This window comes from Streptomyces humi (assembly GCF_001005085.2).
GTDB lineage: Bacteria > Actinomycetota > Actinomycetes > Streptomycetales > Streptomycetaceae > Streptomyces > Streptomyces humi.
On the sequence record NZ_LBMU02000053.1, the window covers coordinates 65,059 to 81,906 of the forward strand.

General features: G+C 73.4%; 14 protein-coding genes and 1 pseudogene. 9 read left to right on the forward strand and 6 right to left on the reverse strand.

The window, feature by feature from the left end; translation table 11 throughout:
- The first annotated feature begins 46 nt into the window (after window positions 1–46).
- Window positions 47–1,477 carry an MFS transporter gene (locus AAW13_RS24240; RefSeq protein WP_046728322.1) on the forward strand — a complete coding sequence of 477 codons (1,431 nt, stop codon included), beginning with the start codon at window positions 47–49 and terminating at the stop codon, window positions 1,475–1,477.
- Between the two features lie 25 nt (window positions 1,478–1,502).
- On the opposite strand, the gene AAW13_RS24245 is transcribed toward AAW13_RS24240, so the two are convergent.
- The gene (locus AAW13_RS24245; protein ID WP_071659672.1) at window positions 1,503–2,156 is read right to left on the reverse strand and encodes a response regulator transcription factor; all 654 of its coding nucleotides are present in this window, start codon (window positions 2,154–2,156) and stop codon (window positions 1,503–1,505) included.
- A gap of 239 nt (window positions 2,157–2,395) precedes the next feature.
- On the opposite strand from AAW13_RS24245, the gene AAW13_RS24250 reads away from it, so the two are divergent.
- Window positions 2,396–3,967 (forward strand): alpha-L-arabinofuranosidase B, encoded by a 1,572-nt coding sequence (locus AAW13_RS24250; RefSeq protein WP_107483395.1) that lies wholly within the window; start codon window positions 2,396–2,398, stop codon window positions 3,965–3,967.
- Here AAW13_RS24250 and AAW13_RS24255 read toward each other — a convergent pair.
- A complete protein-coding gene (locus tag AAW13_RS24255; RefSeq protein ID WP_046728320.1) occupies window positions 3,945–5,294 on the reverse strand; it encodes a sensor histidine kinase in 1,350 nt (449 codons plus the stop codon). The two genes, AAW13_RS24250 and AAW13_RS24255, sit on opposite strands and share 23 nt — an antisense overlap.
- Window positions 5,295–5,639: 345 nt before the next feature.
- On the opposite strand from AAW13_RS24255, the gene AAW13_RS24260 reads away from it, so the two are divergent.
- Genes AAW13_RS24260 through AAW13_RS24270 form a run of 3 tightly spaced genes read left to right on the forward strand, consistent with a single transcriptional unit; the run spans window position 5,640 to window position 8,587 of the window.
- Window positions 5,640–6,497: a MaoC/PaaZ C-terminal domain-containing protein gene (locus AAW13_RS24260; RefSeq protein ID WP_046728319.1), complete on the forward strand. Its 858-nt coding sequence runs from the start codon at window positions 5,640–5,642 to the stop codon at window positions 6,495–6,497.
- A 55-nt stretch (window positions 6,498–6,552) separates the two neighbouring features.
- Window positions 6,553–7,629, forward strand: a complete 1,077-nt coding sequence (locus tag AAW13_RS24265; RefSeq protein WP_046728318.1) for a Zn-dependent alcohol dehydrogenase — start codon at window positions 6,553–6,555, stop codon at window positions 7,627–7,629.
- A 10-nt stretch (window positions 7,630–7,639) separates the two neighbouring features.
- Entirely contained in the window at window positions 7,640–8,587 is a 948-nt protein-coding gene (locus AAW13_RS24270) for a 3-oxoacyl-ACP reductase (protein ID WP_046728317.1), read from the forward strand.
- A 71-nt stretch (window positions 8,588–8,658) separates the two neighbouring features.
- Here AAW13_RS24270 and AAW13_RS46015 read toward each other — a convergent pair whose 3' ends face one another.
- Together AAW13_RS46015 and AAW13_RS24275 are read right to left on the reverse strand one after the other, a co-directional pair.
- A complete protein-coding gene (locus AAW13_RS46015) occupies window positions 8,659–8,811 on the reverse strand; it encodes a hypothetical protein (RefSeq protein ID WP_167391732.1) in 153 nt (50 codons plus the stop codon).
- 96 nt (window positions 8,812–8,907) lie between these two features.
- On the reverse strand, window positions 8,908–10,317 hold the full coding sequence (locus tag AAW13_RS24275) for a hypothetical protein (protein ID WP_240528715.1): 1,410 nt from the start codon (window positions 10,315–10,317) through the stop codon (window positions 8,908–8,910).
- Between the two features lie 187 nt (window positions 10,318–10,504).
- Between AAW13_RS24275 and AAW13_RS24280 the strand changes: the two genes are divergently transcribed.
- From AAW13_RS24280 to AAW13_RS24290, 3 genes are read left to right on the forward strand one after another with little or no spacing between them, the layout of a single operon-like run.
- Complete coding sequence (locus tag AAW13_RS24280; protein ID WP_046728316.1) at window positions 10,505–11,353, forward strand: Nif3-like dinuclear metal center hexameric protein; 849 nt, start codon at window positions 10,505–10,507, stop codon at window positions 11,351–11,353.
- Window positions 11,350–12,093 carry a zinc ribbon domain-containing protein gene (locus AAW13_RS24285; protein WP_063777049.1) on the forward strand — a complete coding sequence of 248 codons (744 nt, stop codon included), beginning with the start codon at window positions 11,350–11,352 and terminating at the stop codon, window positions 12,091–12,093. The genes AAW13_RS24280 and AAW13_RS24285 overlap by 4 nt, the downstream gene beginning before the upstream one ends.
- A 45-nt stretch (window positions 12,094–12,138) precedes the next feature.
- Complete coding sequence (locus tag AAW13_RS24290; RefSeq protein WP_046728315.1) at window positions 12,139–13,563, forward strand: bifunctional RNase H/acid phosphatase; 1,425 nt, start codon at window positions 12,139–12,141, stop codon at window positions 13,561–13,563.
- A 100-nt stretch (window positions 13,564–13,663) separates the two neighbouring features.
- Here the strand turns inward: AAW13_RS24290 and AAW13_RS24295 are convergent.
- Together AAW13_RS24295 and yaaA are read right to left on the reverse strand one after the other, a co-directional pair.
- A pseudogene (locus tag AAW13_RS24295) lies at window positions 13,664–14,293 on the reverse strand (bifunctional 4-hydroxy-2-oxoglutarate aldolase/2-dehydro-3-deoxy-phosphogluconate aldolase); the annotation flags it as partial.
- A 119-nt stretch (window positions 14,294–14,412) separates the two neighbouring features.
- Window positions 14,413–15,228: a peroxide stress protein YaaA gene (yaaA, locus tag AAW13_RS24300; protein ID WP_046728314.1), complete on the reverse strand. Its 816-nt coding sequence runs from the start codon at window positions 15,226–15,228 to the stop codon at window positions 14,413–14,415.
- A gap of 128 nt (window positions 15,229–15,356) precedes the next feature.
- On the opposite strand from yaaA, the gene AAW13_RS24305 reads away from it, so the two are divergent.
- On the forward strand, window positions 15,357–16,793 hold the full coding sequence (locus tag AAW13_RS24305; RefSeq protein ID WP_046728313.1) for an RNB domain-containing ribonuclease: 1,437 nt from the start codon (window positions 15,357–15,359) through the stop codon (window positions 16,791–16,793).
- Window positions 16,794–16,848: the final 55 nt, after the last annotated feature.

Below are 16,848 nucleotides of genomic sequence, written 5' to 3' on the forward strand. Positions count from 1 at the left end.
GGGTGGGCCGAAAAGCCGATGCAAGGACCGTAACCGGCTTGAGAGCATGACAGCCATGCTGGAGACCGCGGGCACCTCGCACATATCCCGCCGCACGGCGGCCCCCACCTGGCTGGTGGTGGCGCTGGCGTGCGCCGGGCAGTTCCTGGTCGTGCTCGACGTGTCCGTGGTGAACGTGGCGCTCCCGTCGATGAGGGACGGCCTGGGGCTGGGCGCCACGGGCCTTCAGTGGGTGGTCAACGCGTACGCCATCGCCTTCGCCGGGTTCATGCTGCTCGGCGGACGGGCCGGTGACCTCTACGGCCGCAAGCGGATGTTCCTGGTCGGGCTCGGCCTGTTCACGCTGGCCTCGCTCGGCGGCGGGCTCGCCCAGGACGGCTGGCAGCTGCTGCTGGCCCGGGCCGTGCAGGGGCTGGGCGCGGCCGTCCTGGCGCCCTCGACCCTGACCCTGCTGACGGCGGCCGTGCCGGAAGGCCCGGCCCGGGCGCGGGCGATCGCCACCTGGACGGCGGTCGGGGCCGGCGGCGGCGCGGCCGGCGGACTGGTCGGCGGGGTGCTCGTGGAGGTGCTCTCCTGGCGCTGGGTCCTGCTGATCAACGTGCCGGTGGGCGCGCTGGTCCTCGCCGGTTCCGTGCGGTGGCTGACGGAGAGCCGGGCCGGGGACGGCCGGCGGCTCGACCTGCCCGGCGCGCTGCTGGTCACAGCGGGCCTCGGGACCCTGGCGTACGGCATCTCGCAGACCGAGGCCGAGGGGTGGGCGGCGGCGGGCACCCTGGTCCCGCTGGCCGCCGGGCTCGCGCTGATCGGGCTGTTCCTCGCCGTGGAGGCGCGTACGGCGGCCCCGTTGATGCCGCTCGGACTGCTCGGCAGGCGGTCGGTCGCGTCGGCCAACGGGGCCATGCTGGTCTCCGGTTCGGCGATGTTCTGCATGTGGTACTTCATGACGCTCTACGCCCAGAACGTCCTCGGCTACACCCCGCTGGAGGCGGGGCTCGCGCTCGTGCCCAGCTCGGTCGCGGTGCTCGTCGGTTCCAAGTCGGCGCCCCGGCTGATGCGGCGGTTCGGGACGCGGCCGGTGGCGGTGTCGGGCACGCTGGTCGCCGCGACCGGGTTCGCCTGGCAGTCGACGATGGGCCCGCACGGCGCCTACGCGACGGCCATCATGTGCCCCGGCGTCCTGATGATGCTCGGCGCGGGCCTGGCCGCGACCCCGCTGGCCGCGCTGGCCACGTCCGGGGCGGCGCCCGCCGAGGCCGGGCTGCTGTCAGGGCTGATCAACACCTCGCGCACGATGGGCGGTTCGCTGGGGCTCGCGGTGATGTCGACGATCGCGGCGGCCCGGACCGGCACCACCGGCGGGCCGGCCGCCCTGACGGAGGGCTACGCGGCGGCCTTCCGCACCAGCACCGGGCTGCTGCTGGCCGGAGCGGTCCTGATGCTGCTGTGGCTGCCCCACCGGAAGACCACGGCGGGCTAGGGGGCGTCGGCCGGGGGCCGTCCGGTCACAGCCACCCCTGCTGCCGCGCCTCCCGTACCGCCTCCGCGCGGTTGCGGGTGCCGGTCTTGCCGATCGCGGCGGAGAGGTAGTTGCGCACCGTCGACTCCGACAGGTGCAGCTTCGCGGCGATGTCGGCGACGGTCGCGCCGTCCACCGACGCCTTGAGCACATCGCACTCGCGGGCCGTGAGCGGGTTCGGCCCGGCGCTCAGCGCGGCCGCGGCGAGCGCCGGGTCGACCACGGTCTCCCCGGTGAGCACCCGCCGGATCGCCCGCGCCAGGTCCTCCACCGGTCCGTCCTTGACGAGGAACCCGGCGGCCCCGGCCTCCATCGCCCGGCGCAGGTAACCGGGCCGCCCGAAGGTGGTCAGGATCAGCACCCGGCAGTCCGGCGCCTGCTCGCGCAGCTCCGCCGCCGCGTCCAGACCGCTGCGGACCGGCAGTTCGATGTCGAGGAGGGCCACGTCGGGCCGGTGCACCAGCGCCGCGTCCACGATCGCGTCACCCGTGGCGACCTGGGCGACGACCTCGATGTCCGGTTCCATGCCGAGCAGTAAGGCCAGCGCCCCGCGCATCATCCCCTGGTCCTCCGCGAGGAGCACCCTGACGGACTTGGCGGGCCGGTGGTCCCGGGGCGTCTCGTTCGCAGGCTCGTACACAGCCCAAGCCTAGCCTCGGAACCGGCAATTAAAGAGTAGTCATTGTTCCGTACCGCAGGTCTTGACGGCGCTTGACCGTGCTCAAACAATCGCCTCTGCAATTCCCTGAATGGTCGGCGAACGGTCGGCATTTCGACAGCTGAATAGGTTCGGTATTTCGATCGAACAGCGTTCGGTATACCGACCAGGCACCCGCACCGCCCTACGAGGAACCGAAGAAGAGGTGCATCGTGTTCTCAGTGTCCCAACGAGCCGCGCGCTCCGGTCCGCGGCGACTGAAGAGAGCCGTCCTGTCCGTGCTGGCGGCCTTCGCGACCGTCGCCGCGCTCGTCGTCGGGGCCGGCGCCCCCGAGGCCGCCGCCGCGAGTTCGCTGCCCTGTGACGTCTACGCCGCCGCCGGCACGCCGTGCGTGGCCGCGCACAGCATGGTCCGGGCGCTGTACTCGTCGTACAGCGGCTCGCTCTACCAGGTGCAGCGCGCCTCGGACAGCGCCACGGCCAACATCGGCCTGCTGTCCACCGGCGGGTACGCCAACGCGGCCGCGCAGGACTCCTTCTGCGCCGGTACCACCTGCATCATCACCAGGATCTACGACCAGTCGAGCAAGCACAACGACCTCACCGTCGAGGGCGCGGGCGGGGCCGGCGCGGCCGACGTCGGCGCCCCGGCCGACGCCCTGCCGGTGACCGTGGGCGGCCACCAGGTCTACGGCCTGGAGATCTCGGCCGGCATGGGCTACCGGGACAACGCCACCTCGGGAGTCGCCACCAACGGCGGCGCCGAGGGGATGTACATGGTCACCTCCGGCACCCATGTGAACGGCAGCTGCTGCTTCGACTACGGCAACGCCGAGACCAACAACAAGGACACCGGCAACGGCCACATGGACGCCATCAACTTCGGCACCGAGTGCTGGTTCTCACCCTGCTACGGCTCCGGCCCCTGGGTGCAGGCGGACCTGGAGAACGGGCTGTTCCAGTCCAATCTCGGCTACAGCACCAACTCGTCGAACACCGGCACCGGCGCGATACCGTTCGTCACCGCGTTGCTGAAGAACAACGGGCAGGACCATTTCGCACTGAAATGGGGAAACGCCCAGTCGGGCGGCCTCACCACCACGTATTCCGGCAGTGAGCCCAGCACCAGCAGCGGTTACTCGCCGATGCACCAGGAGGGCGCGATCGTCCTCGGCACCGGCGGCGACAACAGCAACGGCTCCATCGGCTCGTTCTTCGAGGGCGTGATGACCTCCGGCATCCCGACCGACGCCGCCGACGACACCGTCCAGTCGAACATCGTCTCCGTCGGCTACGGCGGCGCGACCGGCTCCACCGGCACCCTGGGCGCCGCCTCGGAGATCTCCCTGAAGGCGACCACGTCCTGCTGCACCGCCGACTACGTCCGCCACCAGAACAACGCCGGGGTGCTGTCCGCCATCACCTCCAGCAGCTCCGTCCTCGACAAGAACGACGCCACCTGGATCGTCCGCCCGGGACTCGCCGACAGCTCGTGCGTGTCCTTCGAGTCCCGCAACTACCCCGGTGACTACCTCCGTCACTACAACTACAAGATCTACCGGCAGCCCATGGACGGCACCACCACGTTCAGACAGGACGCCACGTTCTGCCCGACGACCGGGAAGAGCGGCACCGGCACGTCGTTCGCCTCGTACAACTACCCGACGAAATACCTGCGTCACTACAACTACAACCTCTACATAGCGAGCGACGGCGGCTCCAACGCCTGGGACACCGACACGTCCTGGAGCGACGACGTGAGCTGGGTCGTCAGCACGCCCTGGGCTCCGTAGCGGGCGCCGGGGCCGGCGGCTCCAGCGCCTCGGTGGGGAGCTCCGCGGTGACCGTGAAGCCGCGCGGCGACGGGCCGGCCCGCAAGGAGCCGCCCGCCGCCGCGAGGCGCTCGGTCAGCCCCTTCAGACCGGTGCCGCCGGCACCCTCCGGCGAGGGGGCCGCGCCGAGGGCCCCGGCCTCGGCACCGGCCCCGGCCTCGGCACCGGCCCCGGCCTCGGCACCGGCCCCGGCCTCGGCACCGGCCCCGGCACCGGGGCCGTTGTCGGCGACGGTGAGGCGGACCCGTTCGGAGGTGCCGTCGACGGTGATCTCGCAGCGGCTCGCGCCGGAGTGCCGTACGACGTTGGTGACCGCCTCCCGCACCACCCAGCCCAGCAGCGCCTCGGTCCCCGGGGCGAGCGGAGCACCCGAGCGGCCGACCACCGGCTCCACCCCGGCCGCGTCCAGCACCGAGCGGGCCCGGTCCAGTTCGGTGTCGAGGCTGCCCTCGCGGTATCCGGTGACGGCCTCCCGGATCTCGGTGAGCGCCTGCCGGCCCACCGACTCGATGTCGGTGATCTGGGCGAGCGCCGCGTCCATGTCCCGGGGCGCGAGCCGCCGGGCCGCCTCCGACTTCACCACGATCACCGACATGGTGTGGCCGAGCAGGTCGTGCAGGTCGCGGGAGAACCGCAGCCGTTCCTCCGCCACGGCCTGGTGCGCCAACTGCTCGCGGGCGGCCCGCAGTTCCCGTACGGCCTCGGAGAGCCCGAGGATCGCCGCCGTCACCATCGTGGAGATCCAGGTGGCGTACGCGATGTTCAGGCCGTTCCAGCCGTCGCGCGCGGCGGAGACCGCACCGGCGAGCACGGCCACGGCCAGGCCGGCCCAGCGCAGGTGCTCGCCCCGCAGCGCCGCGCCCGTCGCCAGGCCGAGCAGCGGGAAGAACAGCAGCCAGTTGCCGCCGTAACCGCCGCCGAGACCGCAGGTGATCACGGCCATCGCGGCCAGCGCCGTCAGCGTCGAGGGAGCCTGCCGCTTCTCCTTCACGAAGGCGCGGACCGCCACGTAGATGTAGAGGGAGTTGAAGGCGAGCAGCCCCAGACCGCCGACCCACGGGTTCGGGGTCCTGCCCTGGAACAGGTTGGAGAACGCGCCCAGCCCCATCAGCAGCCAGGGCAGCAGGGAGAACGCGGTCGGCGGCGGCCCCGGCTGCTCGGGCACCGCCGCGCCGGTCCGGCGCGCCTCCTTCTCCGAGGCCCGGAAGGCCCGCATGTCCGCCTTCCACCGCTCCCGCGCCGCCCGCCACTCCCGCAGCCGAGTGCGCGCTCCACGCGTCCGGTACATCTCCCGCTCCCCCCGTCGGCCGGCCCGTCCGGACCGGCGGCACGACAGCACAGCGTACGAACCGAACCCGGCGGCCCTCTGTGTCTGTGTCATGGGTACGACGCTACGAATCCGGCCCGCCCGTCCGGCAGATGCGTGTGTACGGACTCCGGCAGGACAAATGTCCCGGGTGCCACCGCAACTGACACGCCGTCAGGAGTCTTCACAAGTCACGGACGCTGGGCTATACAAGGGGCGCCGGACTGGAACGCGTTCTAGGTCCTAGACGCACGCCCCGTGGACGGCCTCGGTGCGGCCGACGGTGCGGACGGCCGTGCCGAGGTCTTGAGACACCCCAGGAGCCGTATGCCCATCGACGCAGCCAAGGCCCTCGCCGCCGGACCCCGCTCCGGGGAGATCCGCTGGGACCGCCGGGACGTCCAGCTCTACCACCTCGGCATCGGCGCGGGCCGCCCCGCCACCGACCCCGACGAGCTCCGCTACACCCTGGAGACCCGGCTGCACGTCCTGCCCAGCTTCGCCACCGTCGCGGGCGCCGGCTCACCCGGCGTGATCAGCGGTCTGTCCATGCCGGGCATCGACGTCGACCTCGCCAAGGTGCTGCACGGCGGCCAGCGGCTGGAGCTCCACCGCCCCATCCCGGTCGCGGGCACCGCCACCGCCACCGGCCGGATCGCCGCCGTGTACGACAAGGGGAAGGCGGCCGTCCTCGTCATGCGCACCGAGGTCGCGGACGCCGACGGCCCGCTGTGGACCAACGACGCGCAGATCTTCGTACGGGGGGAGGGCGGCTGGGGCGGCGACCGCGGCCCCTCGATGCGCCCGGAGCCGCCCGCGGGCGAGCCCGACCGGACCGTGGAGCGGCCGGTCCGCGAGGACCAGGCGCTGCTCTACCGCCTCTCCGGCGACTACAACCCGCTGCACGCCGACCCCGAGTTCGCCAAGCTCGCCGGTTTCGACCGGCCCATCCTGCACGGACTGTGCACCTACGGCATGACCCTCAAGGCCGTCGTCGACACGCTGCTCGACGGGGACGTGTCGCGGGTGCGGTCGTACGAGACGCGGTTCGCCGGGGTGCTGTACCCGGGGGAGACGCTGCGGATCCGCATGTGGCGCGCCGCGGAGTCGACCCGGGTGGCCGTGAGCGCCGTCGAGCGGGACGACGCGCCGGTCCTCGCCGACACGATCGTTCAACACTCTTGATCCAGCAGCCAGTCGAGCACCTAGTTGAGCAGGCAGTCGAGGGGAGAGCCGCACCATGCGCGCAGCCGTACTGCACGAGATCGGCCAGGAGAAGCTGGAGGTCCTCGACGACGTCGAGGCGGTGGGGTTCGGGCCCGGCCGGGTACGGATCCGGGTGCGCGCCACCGGGCTGTGCCACTCGGACCTGTCGGCGATGAGCGGGGTGCTGCCGCAGCCGGGGCCGTTCGTGCCGGGCCACGAGGGCGCGGGCGAGGTCCTGGAGGTGGGGGAGGGCGTCACCCGGGTGAAGCCCGGCGACCGGGTGGTGGTCTGCTGGCTCCCTGCCTGCGGCGCCTGTCCCGCCTGCGGGCGCGGCCAGACCGAACTGTGCCTGGCCGGGTTCATGAACGCCGGCACCCCCAACTTCCGGCGCCCCACCGGTGACGTCTTCGGCTTCGCGGGCACCGGCACCTTCACCGAGGAGGTCGTGGTCGACGCCGGGTGCGCGGTGCCGATTCCGGACGACGTGCCCTTCGACATCGCCGCGCTGATCGGCTGCGGGGTGACCACCGGACTCGGCGCGGCCCTCAACACCGCCGACGTGGAGGCCGGTTCGTCCGTCGCCGTGATCGGGTGCGGGGGCGTCGGCATCTCGGCGATCCAGGGGGCGCGGCTCAAGGGCGCGGCCGAGATCGTCGCCGTCGACCCGGTGGCGTCGCGGCGCGAGTCGGCGCTCGGGTTCGGGGCGACCCGGGCCGTGTCGCCGGACGAACTGCCCGGCGCCAAGCAGGAGGTCACCGCGGGCGAGGGCTTCGACTACGTCTTCGAGGTCGTCGGCAGGTCCGCGACCGCGCGGACGGCGTACGAGAACACCCGGCGCGGTGGCACCCTCGTGGTGGTCGGCGCGGGAGCCATGGACGACTTCCTCCAGCTCAACATGTTCGAGCTGTTCTTCGACGAGAAGCGGATCCTGCCGTCCATGTACGGCGGCGGTGACGTGGTCCGCTCCTACGAACGCACGATCGCCCTGTGGCGGGCCGGCCGTATCGACCTGGAGGGCCTGATCACCCACCGGGTGCCGCTGGCGGAGATCAACGAGGCGCTGGACCAGATGCGCACCGGCACCGCCCTGCGTACCTGCATAGAGATCTGAGGGCCGTCGGATGCCGGAAGAGAGGCCTCTGGAAGGGCTCAGCGCGATCGTCACCGGCGCGGGCCGCGGGCTCGGGCGGGCCGAGGCGCTGGAACTCGCCCGGCTGGGCGCGGCCGTCGTCGTCAACGACTTCGGCCAGTCCGGCCGGGACGGCTCGGGGGCGGCCTCCGCGGGCCCCGCCGAGCAGGTCGCGGAGGAGATCCGCGCGGCCGGTGGCCAGGCGGTCGCCCACACCGGCGATGTCGCGGACTTCTCGCAGGCGCGAGACCTTCTCGCGCTCGCGACAACCACCTACGGAAAGCTGGACATCCTCGTCAACAACGCCGGCATCCTGCGCGACCGCATGGTGTTCTCCATGACCGAGGACGAGTGGGACTCGGTGATCCGGGTCCATCTCAAGGGCCACTTCAACACCACCCGCTTCGCGGCCGCGCACTGGCGGGACCGGGCCAAGGCGGCGGCCGACGGCAGGGTGTACGGCCGGATCGTCAACACCTCCTCCGAGGCCTTCCTCGCCGGTTCCGCGGGCCAGCCCAACTACGCGGCCGCCAAGGGCGGGATCGTCGGCCTGACCACCTCCACCGCCCTCGCCCTCGCCAAGTACGGCGTGACCGCCAACGTGATCTGCCCGCGCGCCCGCACCCGGATGACCGAGGACGTCTTCGCCGGGTTCGAGCAGCCCGCCGAGGGCCTGGACCCGCTCGCCCCCGAGCATGTCGCCCCGCTGGTCGGCTACTTGGCCGCACCGGCCGCCCAACGCGTCAACGGCCAGCTGCTCGTCGTGCACGGCGGCATGGTCGCGGTCGTCGAACGGCCTCGCGTCGAGGCCAGGTTCGACAGCAAACAGGACACCTTCGACCACGCCGAGCTCGACGCCCTGCTCACCCCGCACTACGCGGACCGGCCGCCGGGGGAGACCTTCGCGGCGGCGGAGGTGCTGGCGCTGCGACGCCGGTAGCACGACGTACGACGGCGGCCCCGCCCCCTGCTGACGAGGGGGCGGGGCCGCCGGGTCGTACGTACGTGCCGTCAGGCCGCGGTCTCGGCCGGTTCCGGCTTGCGGTGCCGGCCGCTGGGGGCCGACTCACCGTCCTGGGCCGAGACGTGACCACGGTGCTTCCCGTGACCGTCCACCTCCTCAAGGTCGGCGGACAGCTGCTGGGACGTACTGGCGTCGCTCATCGGAAGAATTCACCCCGTCAACATGATCTTTCTAACAGCGCGGCGAGTTTATCCGGACCGGCACGGGGCGGATCCAGGCGGGCACGCCGACCGCAGCTACTTTGTTACAAGCGGCTCCGGCGGCCCCTGCCGCGACGGCGGCCCCACCGGACTCCGCTCCAACGTCTGCCCCACCGGCGACGGTTGAAACCGCCGCTCCAGCCGCACCCACCGCAACGGCCGCTCCCAGGACACCGGCTCCGCCGGCCGCACCGGAGGCACCGGCCGCGACGGCCGCCCCAGCGGGGCCTGTTGCAACGGCACCGGCCGTGCCACGACAGGCGCCGGGTGATCCGGTTCCGCCGGCTCCCCGGACGCGCCCGGCGCCCCGGCAGCCCTGCCGTCCGGAACCGGATCCCGCGGACCCGCCGCGCCCCCCGTCTCCCCCCAGGGCACCACGACCGCCGCCACCCCGCACGGGACCTCCCCCGTGGCGTACGGCAGCCGCAGCACCCCGTCCAGCGTCCACACCCCGGCACCGGCCAACCACCCCTGCGGCGCGGGGAGATGACACATCCGCCGGTCCCCGGCCCGCCAGGCGCCGACCCAGCTGCCCAGCGGACCCGCGATCCACAGCGCCACCCCGCAGCTCTCCGGAGTCAGCACCTGCCCCGGCTGGATCGCGAACGGCGTCACCGTGCAGTCCGGCACCTGCGGCACCCGCAGGCTCTCCGGGAACCGCAGCGGCAGCGTGCTGCCGAGGACGCCCCAGCCCAACCGTTCCTGCCCGGGGGACGGCGCGTCCGAGCCGACCAGGATCAGCCCGCTGTCCGGGTCGGCGAGCAGCAGCCGGTCGTCGCTGTCCGCCGCGATCTGCAACAGCGGCGACACCTCGCCGCCCCGCTCCAGATCGACCACGACCGCCTTGGTCCGCCCGCCCAGCTCCCGGTCCAGCGCCAGCATCCGCCCGCGCCGGTCCAGCCAGACCCCGCCCGAACACCGGCCCGGAACCACCGCCAGCGGCTCGGGCCCGAATGCCCCGCCCGCCACCAGCCACACGGTGGAGGTGCGCGGCCCCACGGCGAGCGCGTAGGCGTGACCGCCGCCCGGCGCCGGCGGCAGCAGCCGTAGCGAGGCGTCCGGGTCCGGGCACTCCACCGCGCCCAGCGGCAGCTCGCCGGTCCCCGGACCGGTCGGGTACAGCAGGGCGAAGTGGTGCCGCCCGTCCACCAGCCGGCGGATCAGCACCCGTCCGTCACCCAGCGGCTGCACCTCGGTGTCCGGCTCCTCCGGCTGGTTGCCGGGCAGCGGCACGGCGTACGGCTCGGGTCCGTCCAGCGTCCAGCGCTCCGGGTAGCAGGAACCATCCTGCTGGGCCAGCCGGGCCGCGTACGCCCCGTCCACCGTGATGGCACACGTGATGGCGGACGCGGTGGCAGACGCGGTGGCAGACGTGAGGGCGCAGCCCGCCCCCGGCACGCTGTCGCCCTCGTCCGCGGCCGAGGGTTCGATCGCACAGGCCGTCATCGTTCGGTCACCTCCGGCCACGAAGCTAGTTTTCGCACGCACAGGCGGGGGAGCGGCAGCCCCCGGCTTCACACATACGGGTGCACGCTGGACGATTCGCCTGAGGAAACGGGGGCGGATGTGCTGCGGGCCGCCTCCCGCGGGCGAGCGGGTACAGCCCCGCGGAACAGGCAGGTAGCCTTTCCCCGTGCCCCGTCTGTCTGAAGTCATCGCCGCGCTGGAGACCCTGTGGCCCGCCGAGCGGGCCGAGTCCTGGGACGCGGTCGGCACGGTCGTCGGCGACCCCGACCAGGAGGTCACCCGGGTCCTGTTCGCCGTCGACCCGGTCCAGGACACCGTCGACGAGGCGGTGCAGCTGGGCGCCGACCTGCTGGTCACCCACCACCCGCTCTACCTGCGCGGTACGACGACGGTCGCGGCCGGCCACTTCAAGGGCCGGGTCGTGCACACCCTCATCAAGAACGACATCGCGCTGCACGTCGCCCACACCAACGCCGACACCGCCGACCCGGGCGTCTCCGACGCGCTCGCGGGCGCCCTGGACCTCAGGGTCGTGCGGCCCCTCGTCCCGGACCCCACCGACCCGGAGGGCCGCCGGGGTCTCGGCCGCGTCTGCGAGCTCGACCACCCGGTGACCGTCCGCGAGCTCGCCGACCGGGCCGCCGAACGCCTCCCCGCCACCGCGCAGGGCATCCGCGTCGCCGGCGACCCCGAGGCCCTGGTCCGCACGGTCGCCGTCAGCGGCGGCTCCGGCGACAGCCTCTTCGACGCCGTGCGGGCCGCCGCGGTGGACGCCTTCCTCACCGCCGACCTGCGCCACCACCCGGCGTCGGAATTCACGGCGGCCGTCGCCCCGAGCCCCCTCGCGCTGCTCGACGCGGCGCACTGGGCCACCGAATGGCCCTGGTGCGAGCTGGCCGCGGCCCAGCTCGACGAGATCTCCGACCGCCACGGCTGGGACCTGCGCGTGCACGTCTCCAAGACGGTCACCGACCCCTGGACCAGCCACTCACCGTCCCTTGGAGCCCCCAACTGAACGCAGCGCCCGCCGACCAGATCCGACTCCTCGACGTCCAGGCCCTGGACGTACGCCTCCAGCAGCTGGCGCACAAGCGGAAGTCGCTGCCCGAGCACGCCGAGATCGAGTCGCTGACGAAGGACCTCACGCAGCTGCGCGACCTGTCGGTCGCCGCGCAGACCGAGGAGAGCGACACCGCCCGCGAGCAGACCAAGGCCGAGCAGGACGTGGACCAGGTGCGCCAGCGCGCCGCCCGCGACCAGCAGCGCCTGGACTCCGGCGCGATCACCTCCCCCAAGGACCTGGAGAACCTCCAGAGGGAGATCGTCTCCCTCGCCAAGCGTCAGGGCGATCTGGAGGACGTCGTCCTGGAGGTCATGGAGCGCCGTGAGTCGGCGCAGGAGCGGGTCGCCGAGCTGTCCGAGCGGGTCGGTGCCGTCCAGGGCCGTATCGACGAGGCGACCGCCCGGCGGGACACCGCGGCGGAGCAGCTCGACGCCGAGGCGGCGACCGTCACCAAGGAGCGCGAGGTCATCGCGGCCGCGGTCCCCGCCGACCTGCTGAAGCTGTACGACAAGCTGCGCGAGCAGCAGGGCGGCATCGGCGCGGCCAAGCTGTACGCCCGCAGCTGCCAGGGCTGCCGCCAGGAGCTCGCCATCACCGAGCTGAACGAGATCCGCTCGGCCGCGCCCGACACGGTGGTCCGCTGCGAGAACTGCCGCCGCATCCTGGTACGCACGTCCGAGTCGGGCCTGTAGGAACACCCAGAGGGGCTTGAGGGGCTGAAGGGCTGAGGGGCTTACGTGGCAAGGGAGTTCATCGTCGAGGCGGACGGCGGATCCCGGGGCAACCCGGGCCCCGCCGGCTACGGCGCGGTGGTCATCGACGCGGCGACCGGGGAGACGCTGGCGGAGACGGCCGAGTACCTCGGCGTCGTCACCAACAACGTCGCCGAGTACCGGGGCCTGCTGGCGGGCCTGCGCGCGGCCCACGCCCTGGACCCGACCGCCACCGTGCACGTCCGCATGGACTCCAAGCTGGTCATCGAGCAGATGTCCGGCCGGTGGAAGATCAAGCACCCCGACATGAAGCCGCTGGCGCTGGCGGCCGGGGGCGTCTTCCTGCCGGACCAGGTGACGTACGAGTGGATCCCCCGCGACCGCAACAAGCACGCCGACCGCCTGGCGAACGAGGCGATGGACGCGGGCAAGCGGGGCGAACAGTGGTCGGCCTCGGCGTCGACGGCCGAGCTGGACGCGGGCGGCCGGGCCGCGCACTCGTCGCCGACCGCGGGAACGGCGACCGCGGGAACGGCGACCGCGGGAACGGCGACCGCGGGAACGGCGACCGCGGGAACGGCGACCGCGGGAACGGCGACCGCGGGAACGGCGACCGCAGGAACGCCGACCGCAGGAACGCCGACCGCGGGAACGGCGACCGCAGGAACGCCGACCGCGGGAACGGCGACCCGTGAGGGGCGCGGGGAAACGCGCGACCGGCCCCCGCTCTCCGGCACTGTGGCGACGACGGACAAGCCCACCGCCGACACCCGCGCCGCCCGCACCGTGGCGAGCCCCGGCTGGAGTTCGGCCCCCGACCTCGGCGCACCGGCGACCTTCGTCCTCCTCCGCCATGGCGAGACCCCCCTCACCCCCCAGAAGCGCTTCTCCGGCAGCGGCGGCACCGACCCCGCCCTCTCCGGCATCGGCCAGGACCAGGCCCGCCGGGTCGGCGAGGCCCTGGCCCGGCGCGGCACGATCGAGGCGATTCTCGCCTCCCCGCTCACCCGGACCCGGCAGACGGCGGCGGCCGTCGCCGACCGCCTCGGCCTCGACGTCACGATCGACGACGGGCTCAAGGAGACCGACTTCGGCGCCTGGGAGGGCCTCACCTTCGGCGAGGTCCGCGAGCGTTACCCGGACGACCTGACCGCGTGGCTCGCCGACCCGGAGGCGCACCCCACGGGGGGCGGCGAGAGCTTCGCCGAGACGGCCACCCGGATCGCGGCCACCAGGGACCGGCTGGTCGCGGCCTACGCGGGCCGCACCGTCCTGCTCGTCACCCACGTCACGCCGATCAAGACGTTCGTGCGGCTCGCCCTGGGCGCGCCGGCGAAGTCGCTGTTCCGCATGGAACTGTCGGCGGCGTCGCTGTCGGCGGTGGCGTACTACGCGGACGGCAACGCGAGCGTACGGCTCTTCAACGACACGTCCCACCTGCGTCCCTGAGACCGCCGTCCCTGAGACCGCCGTCGCCGAGACCGGCGTCGTCGGGGCCGCTGATGCCGAGGCTGCCGTCCCTGGGGCCGTGGTCCCCCAGGGCGTTGTCCCTGAGGCCCGCCGCCGACCGTGCCAGCGACTCGACGCGGGCCCAGTCCCGGGCGGCGACGGCATCGGCCGGGATCATCCAGGTGCCGCCGACGCAGCCCACGTTGGGGAGGGCGAGGTACTCCGGCGCGTTGCCGGGGCCGATCCCTCCCGTCGGGCAGAACCGGGCCTGGGGCAGCGGTCCGGCGAGGGACTTCAGATAGGCCGTGCCGCCGGCCGCCTGCGCCGGGAAGAACTTCATCTCCCGCACCCCGCGCTCCAGGAGTGCCACGACCTCGGAGACGGTCGACACCCCCGGCAGGAACGGCACGCCGGACCCGGCCATCGCCGCCAGCAGCCCGTCCGTCCACCCCGGGCTGACCAGGAACCGTGCCCCGGCCGCCACGCACCCCGCGACCTGCCCGGGGGTGAGGACGGTCCCCGCGCCGACCACCGCGTCCGGCACCCCGCCCGCGATCTCCCGGATGGCGTCGAGCGCGGCGGGCGTCCGCAGCGTCACCTCGATCGCGGGCAGCCCGCCGGCCACCAGTGCCCGCGCCAGCGGCACGGCGTCGGCGGCATCCTCGATCACGACCACGGGCACCACGGGGGCGAGATCCAGCACGGAGATCGGTAGGGGCATGACGAACATCCTGCCGAGGCGATGCAGCCTCCGCAAAGGTCGTTGCGCATGTTGCAATTAGAGGGTGTTGCCGGCATTAGTGCCCAAAACGGGAGCGCCTGCTCCAGCTTTCGCAACAGCCTCTAACTCTAGTGAACCTCTGTAACCAACACGTCCAGTGCCCAGCCCTGCCCCGGCTTCCCCGGCTTCTCCGGTTTCCCTGCCTGCCCCGGCGCGGGCGCCGTCACCTCCACCTCGTACCCCAGGTCCCGCAGCGCCTCCACCAGCTCGGCCGGCCCGGCCGGCGCGGCCCCGGCGGTCAGCAGGCTCCGCACGATCCGCCCCTTGGTCGCCTTGTTGAAGTGGCTGACCACCTTCCGCGTCGGCGCGTGCAGCACCCGTACCGTCGCCGTCCGCGCGGCCACCTCGCCCTTCGGCTTCCAGGCCGCCGCGTAGGCCGCCGACCGCAGGTCCAGCACCAGCCCCGACCCGGCCGCCTCCGGCAGCGCCTCGGCCATCGGCCCGCGCCAGTGCGCGCCCAGCGCGCCGAGCCCCGGCAGCCGTACCCCCATCGAGCAGCGGTAGGACGGGATCCGGTCCGTCACCCGGACCGCACCCCACAACCCCGAGAACACCAGCAGCGACCGCGCCGCCCGCCGCTTCGCGGCCGGGTCCAGGGACGCCAGGCCGAGGGCGTCGTACAGCACCCCCGTGTAGATCTCCCCGGCCGGGCGAGTGCCCGCCGTCATCAGCTCCGCGTTCTTCGCGACCTCGCCGCGCAGCCCCTCGCTCAGTCCGAGGACCTCGCGGGCCTTCTCCGCGTCGCCCGCGCACAGGTCGACCAGTTCGGCCAGCACGGCCTCGCGGGCCTCCGCGAGCCCCGGCAGCGACAGCGACCCGGGCTTCAGCGGGGCGCCACGACCCGAGGTCGCCTTGCCTTCCGAGGGCGGCAGCAGGACCAGCACACGTACTCCTCTTCGTGATCGGCCTGCACGGCCGACGTTCGTGACCGACGTTCGTGACCGACGTTCGTCATCGACGCTTCGCGCCAGCGTAAGACGCCGGAGCCGGGCGATGTGACTACGCTCGACCTATGCCCCGCCGTCACATCCGCGTCAAGGGTGCCCCCGAGGCCCCGCTCCGGGCCGCGCTCAGCGCGCTCCGGGCCGACCTCGGCGTCCCCGACAGCTTCCCGGTCGAGGTCCTCGCGGAGGCCGAAGGCGCCGCGAAGGCCCCGGCCGTGCCCGCGCACGACGCGACCGACATCCCCTTCTTCACGGTCGACCCGCCCACGTCGAGGGACCTCGACCAGGCGATGCACCTGTCCCGGCACGACGGCGGCTACCGCGTCCGGTACGCCATCGCCGACGTCGCCGCCTTCGTCGTGCCCGGCGGAGCGCTGGACTCCGAGGCGCACCACCGCGTCACCACGCTCTACTTCCCGGACGGCAGGGTGCCGCTGCACCCCGCCGTGCTCAGCGAGGGCGCCGCGAGCCTGCTCCCGGACCGGACCTGCCCGGCCGTGCTGTGGACCGTCGACCTGGACGCGGAGGGGCGGACCCGGGCCGCCGACGTCCGGCGGGCCCTGGTGCGCAGCCGGGCCAAGCTCGACTACGCGGGTGTGCAGCGGCGGATCGACGACGGCACCGCCGAGGAACCCGTCGCGCTGCTCAAGGAGATCGGCGAGGCACGGGAACTGCTGGAGGTGGAGCGCGGCGGCATCTCGCTGAACGTGCCGGAGCAGGAGATCGTCGAACACGACCACACCTACGAGCTCGCCTACCGCGCCCCGCTGCCCGCCGACGCCTGGAACGCGCAGATCTCCCTGCTCACCGGTATGGCCGCCGCCGAGATGATGCTCGCCCACGGCACCGGTGTGCTGCGCACCCTGCCGACCGCCCCCGACGGCGCCGTGGCCCGGCTGCGCACCACCGCGCGGGCGCTGCGCATCGAGTGGCCGCACCACGTGTCGTACGCGGAGCTGATCCGCTCCCTGAACCCGCGCCGCCCCCGGCACGCGGCCTTCCTCCAGGAGTGCACCACCCTGCTGCGCGGCGCCGGGTACACGGTCTTCCGGGACGGCGTCCGGCCCGCGGTCACCACCCACGCGGCGGTGGCCGCCCCCTACGCCCACTGCACCGCGCCCCTGCGCCGCCTCGCGGACCGCTACGCGTCCGAGCTCTGCCTCGCGGCGGCGGCCGGCGAGACCCCGCCCGACTGGGTGCTGATGGGGCTGGACACGCTGCCCAAGGAGATGGCGGAGGGCTCGCGGCGCTCGGCCACGGTGGAACGGGAGTGCGTCGACATCGTCGAGGCGGCGCTGCTGAAGGACCGGGTCGGCGAGGTCTTCGACGGCTGCGTGGTCGAGGTCGAGGAGCACCGGCCGACCGTGGGGCGGGTGCTGCTCCAGGAGCCCGCCGTCATAGGCCGGATCGAGGACGGCGTGCGTCTTCCGCTGGGCGAGCGGCTGCCGGTACGCCTGATCCAGGCCGACCCGGGCACGGCGAAGGTACGGTTCGCGCCCGCGTGACCGACTGACCTGCCGACCGACTGACCTGCTGACCGACTGGCCTGCTGACCGACTG

Excerpts from the sequence above, each read along its gene's own strand:
- AAW13_RS24240 (WP_046728322.1), top strand. The coding sequence starts at position 47 with ATGACAGCCATGCTGGAGACCGCGGGCACCTCGCACATATCCCGCCGC.
- AAW13_RS24275 (WP_240528715.1), bottom strand. The coding sequence starts at position 10,317 with ATGACGGCCTGTGCGATCGAACCCTCGGCCGCGGACGAGGGCGACAGC.
- AAW13_RS24260 (WP_046728319.1), top strand. The coding sequence starts at position 5,640 with ATGCCCATCGACGCAGCCAAGGCCCTCGCCGCCGGACCCCGCTCCGGG.
- AAW13_RS46015 (WP_167391732.1), bottom strand. The coding sequence starts at position 8,811 with ATGAGCGACGCCAGTACGTCCCAGCAGCTGTCCGCCGACCTTGAGGAG.
- AAW13_RS24270 (WP_046728317.1), top strand. The coding sequence starts at position 7,640 with ATGCCGGAAGAGAGGCCTCTGGAAGGGCTCAGCGCGATCGTCACCGGC.
- AAW13_RS24255 (WP_046728320.1), bottom strand. The coding sequence starts at position 5,294 with ATGTACCGGACGCGTGGAGCGCGCACTCGGCTGCGGGAGTGGCGGGCG.
- AAW13_RS24265 (WP_046728318.1), top strand. The coding sequence starts at position 6,553 with ATGCGCGCAGCCGTACTGCACGAGATCGGCCAGGAGAAGCTGGAGGTC.
- AAW13_RS24305 (WP_046728313.1), top strand. The coding sequence starts at position 15,357 with ATGCCCCGCCGTCACATCCGCGTCAAGGGTGCCCCCGAGGCCCCGCTC.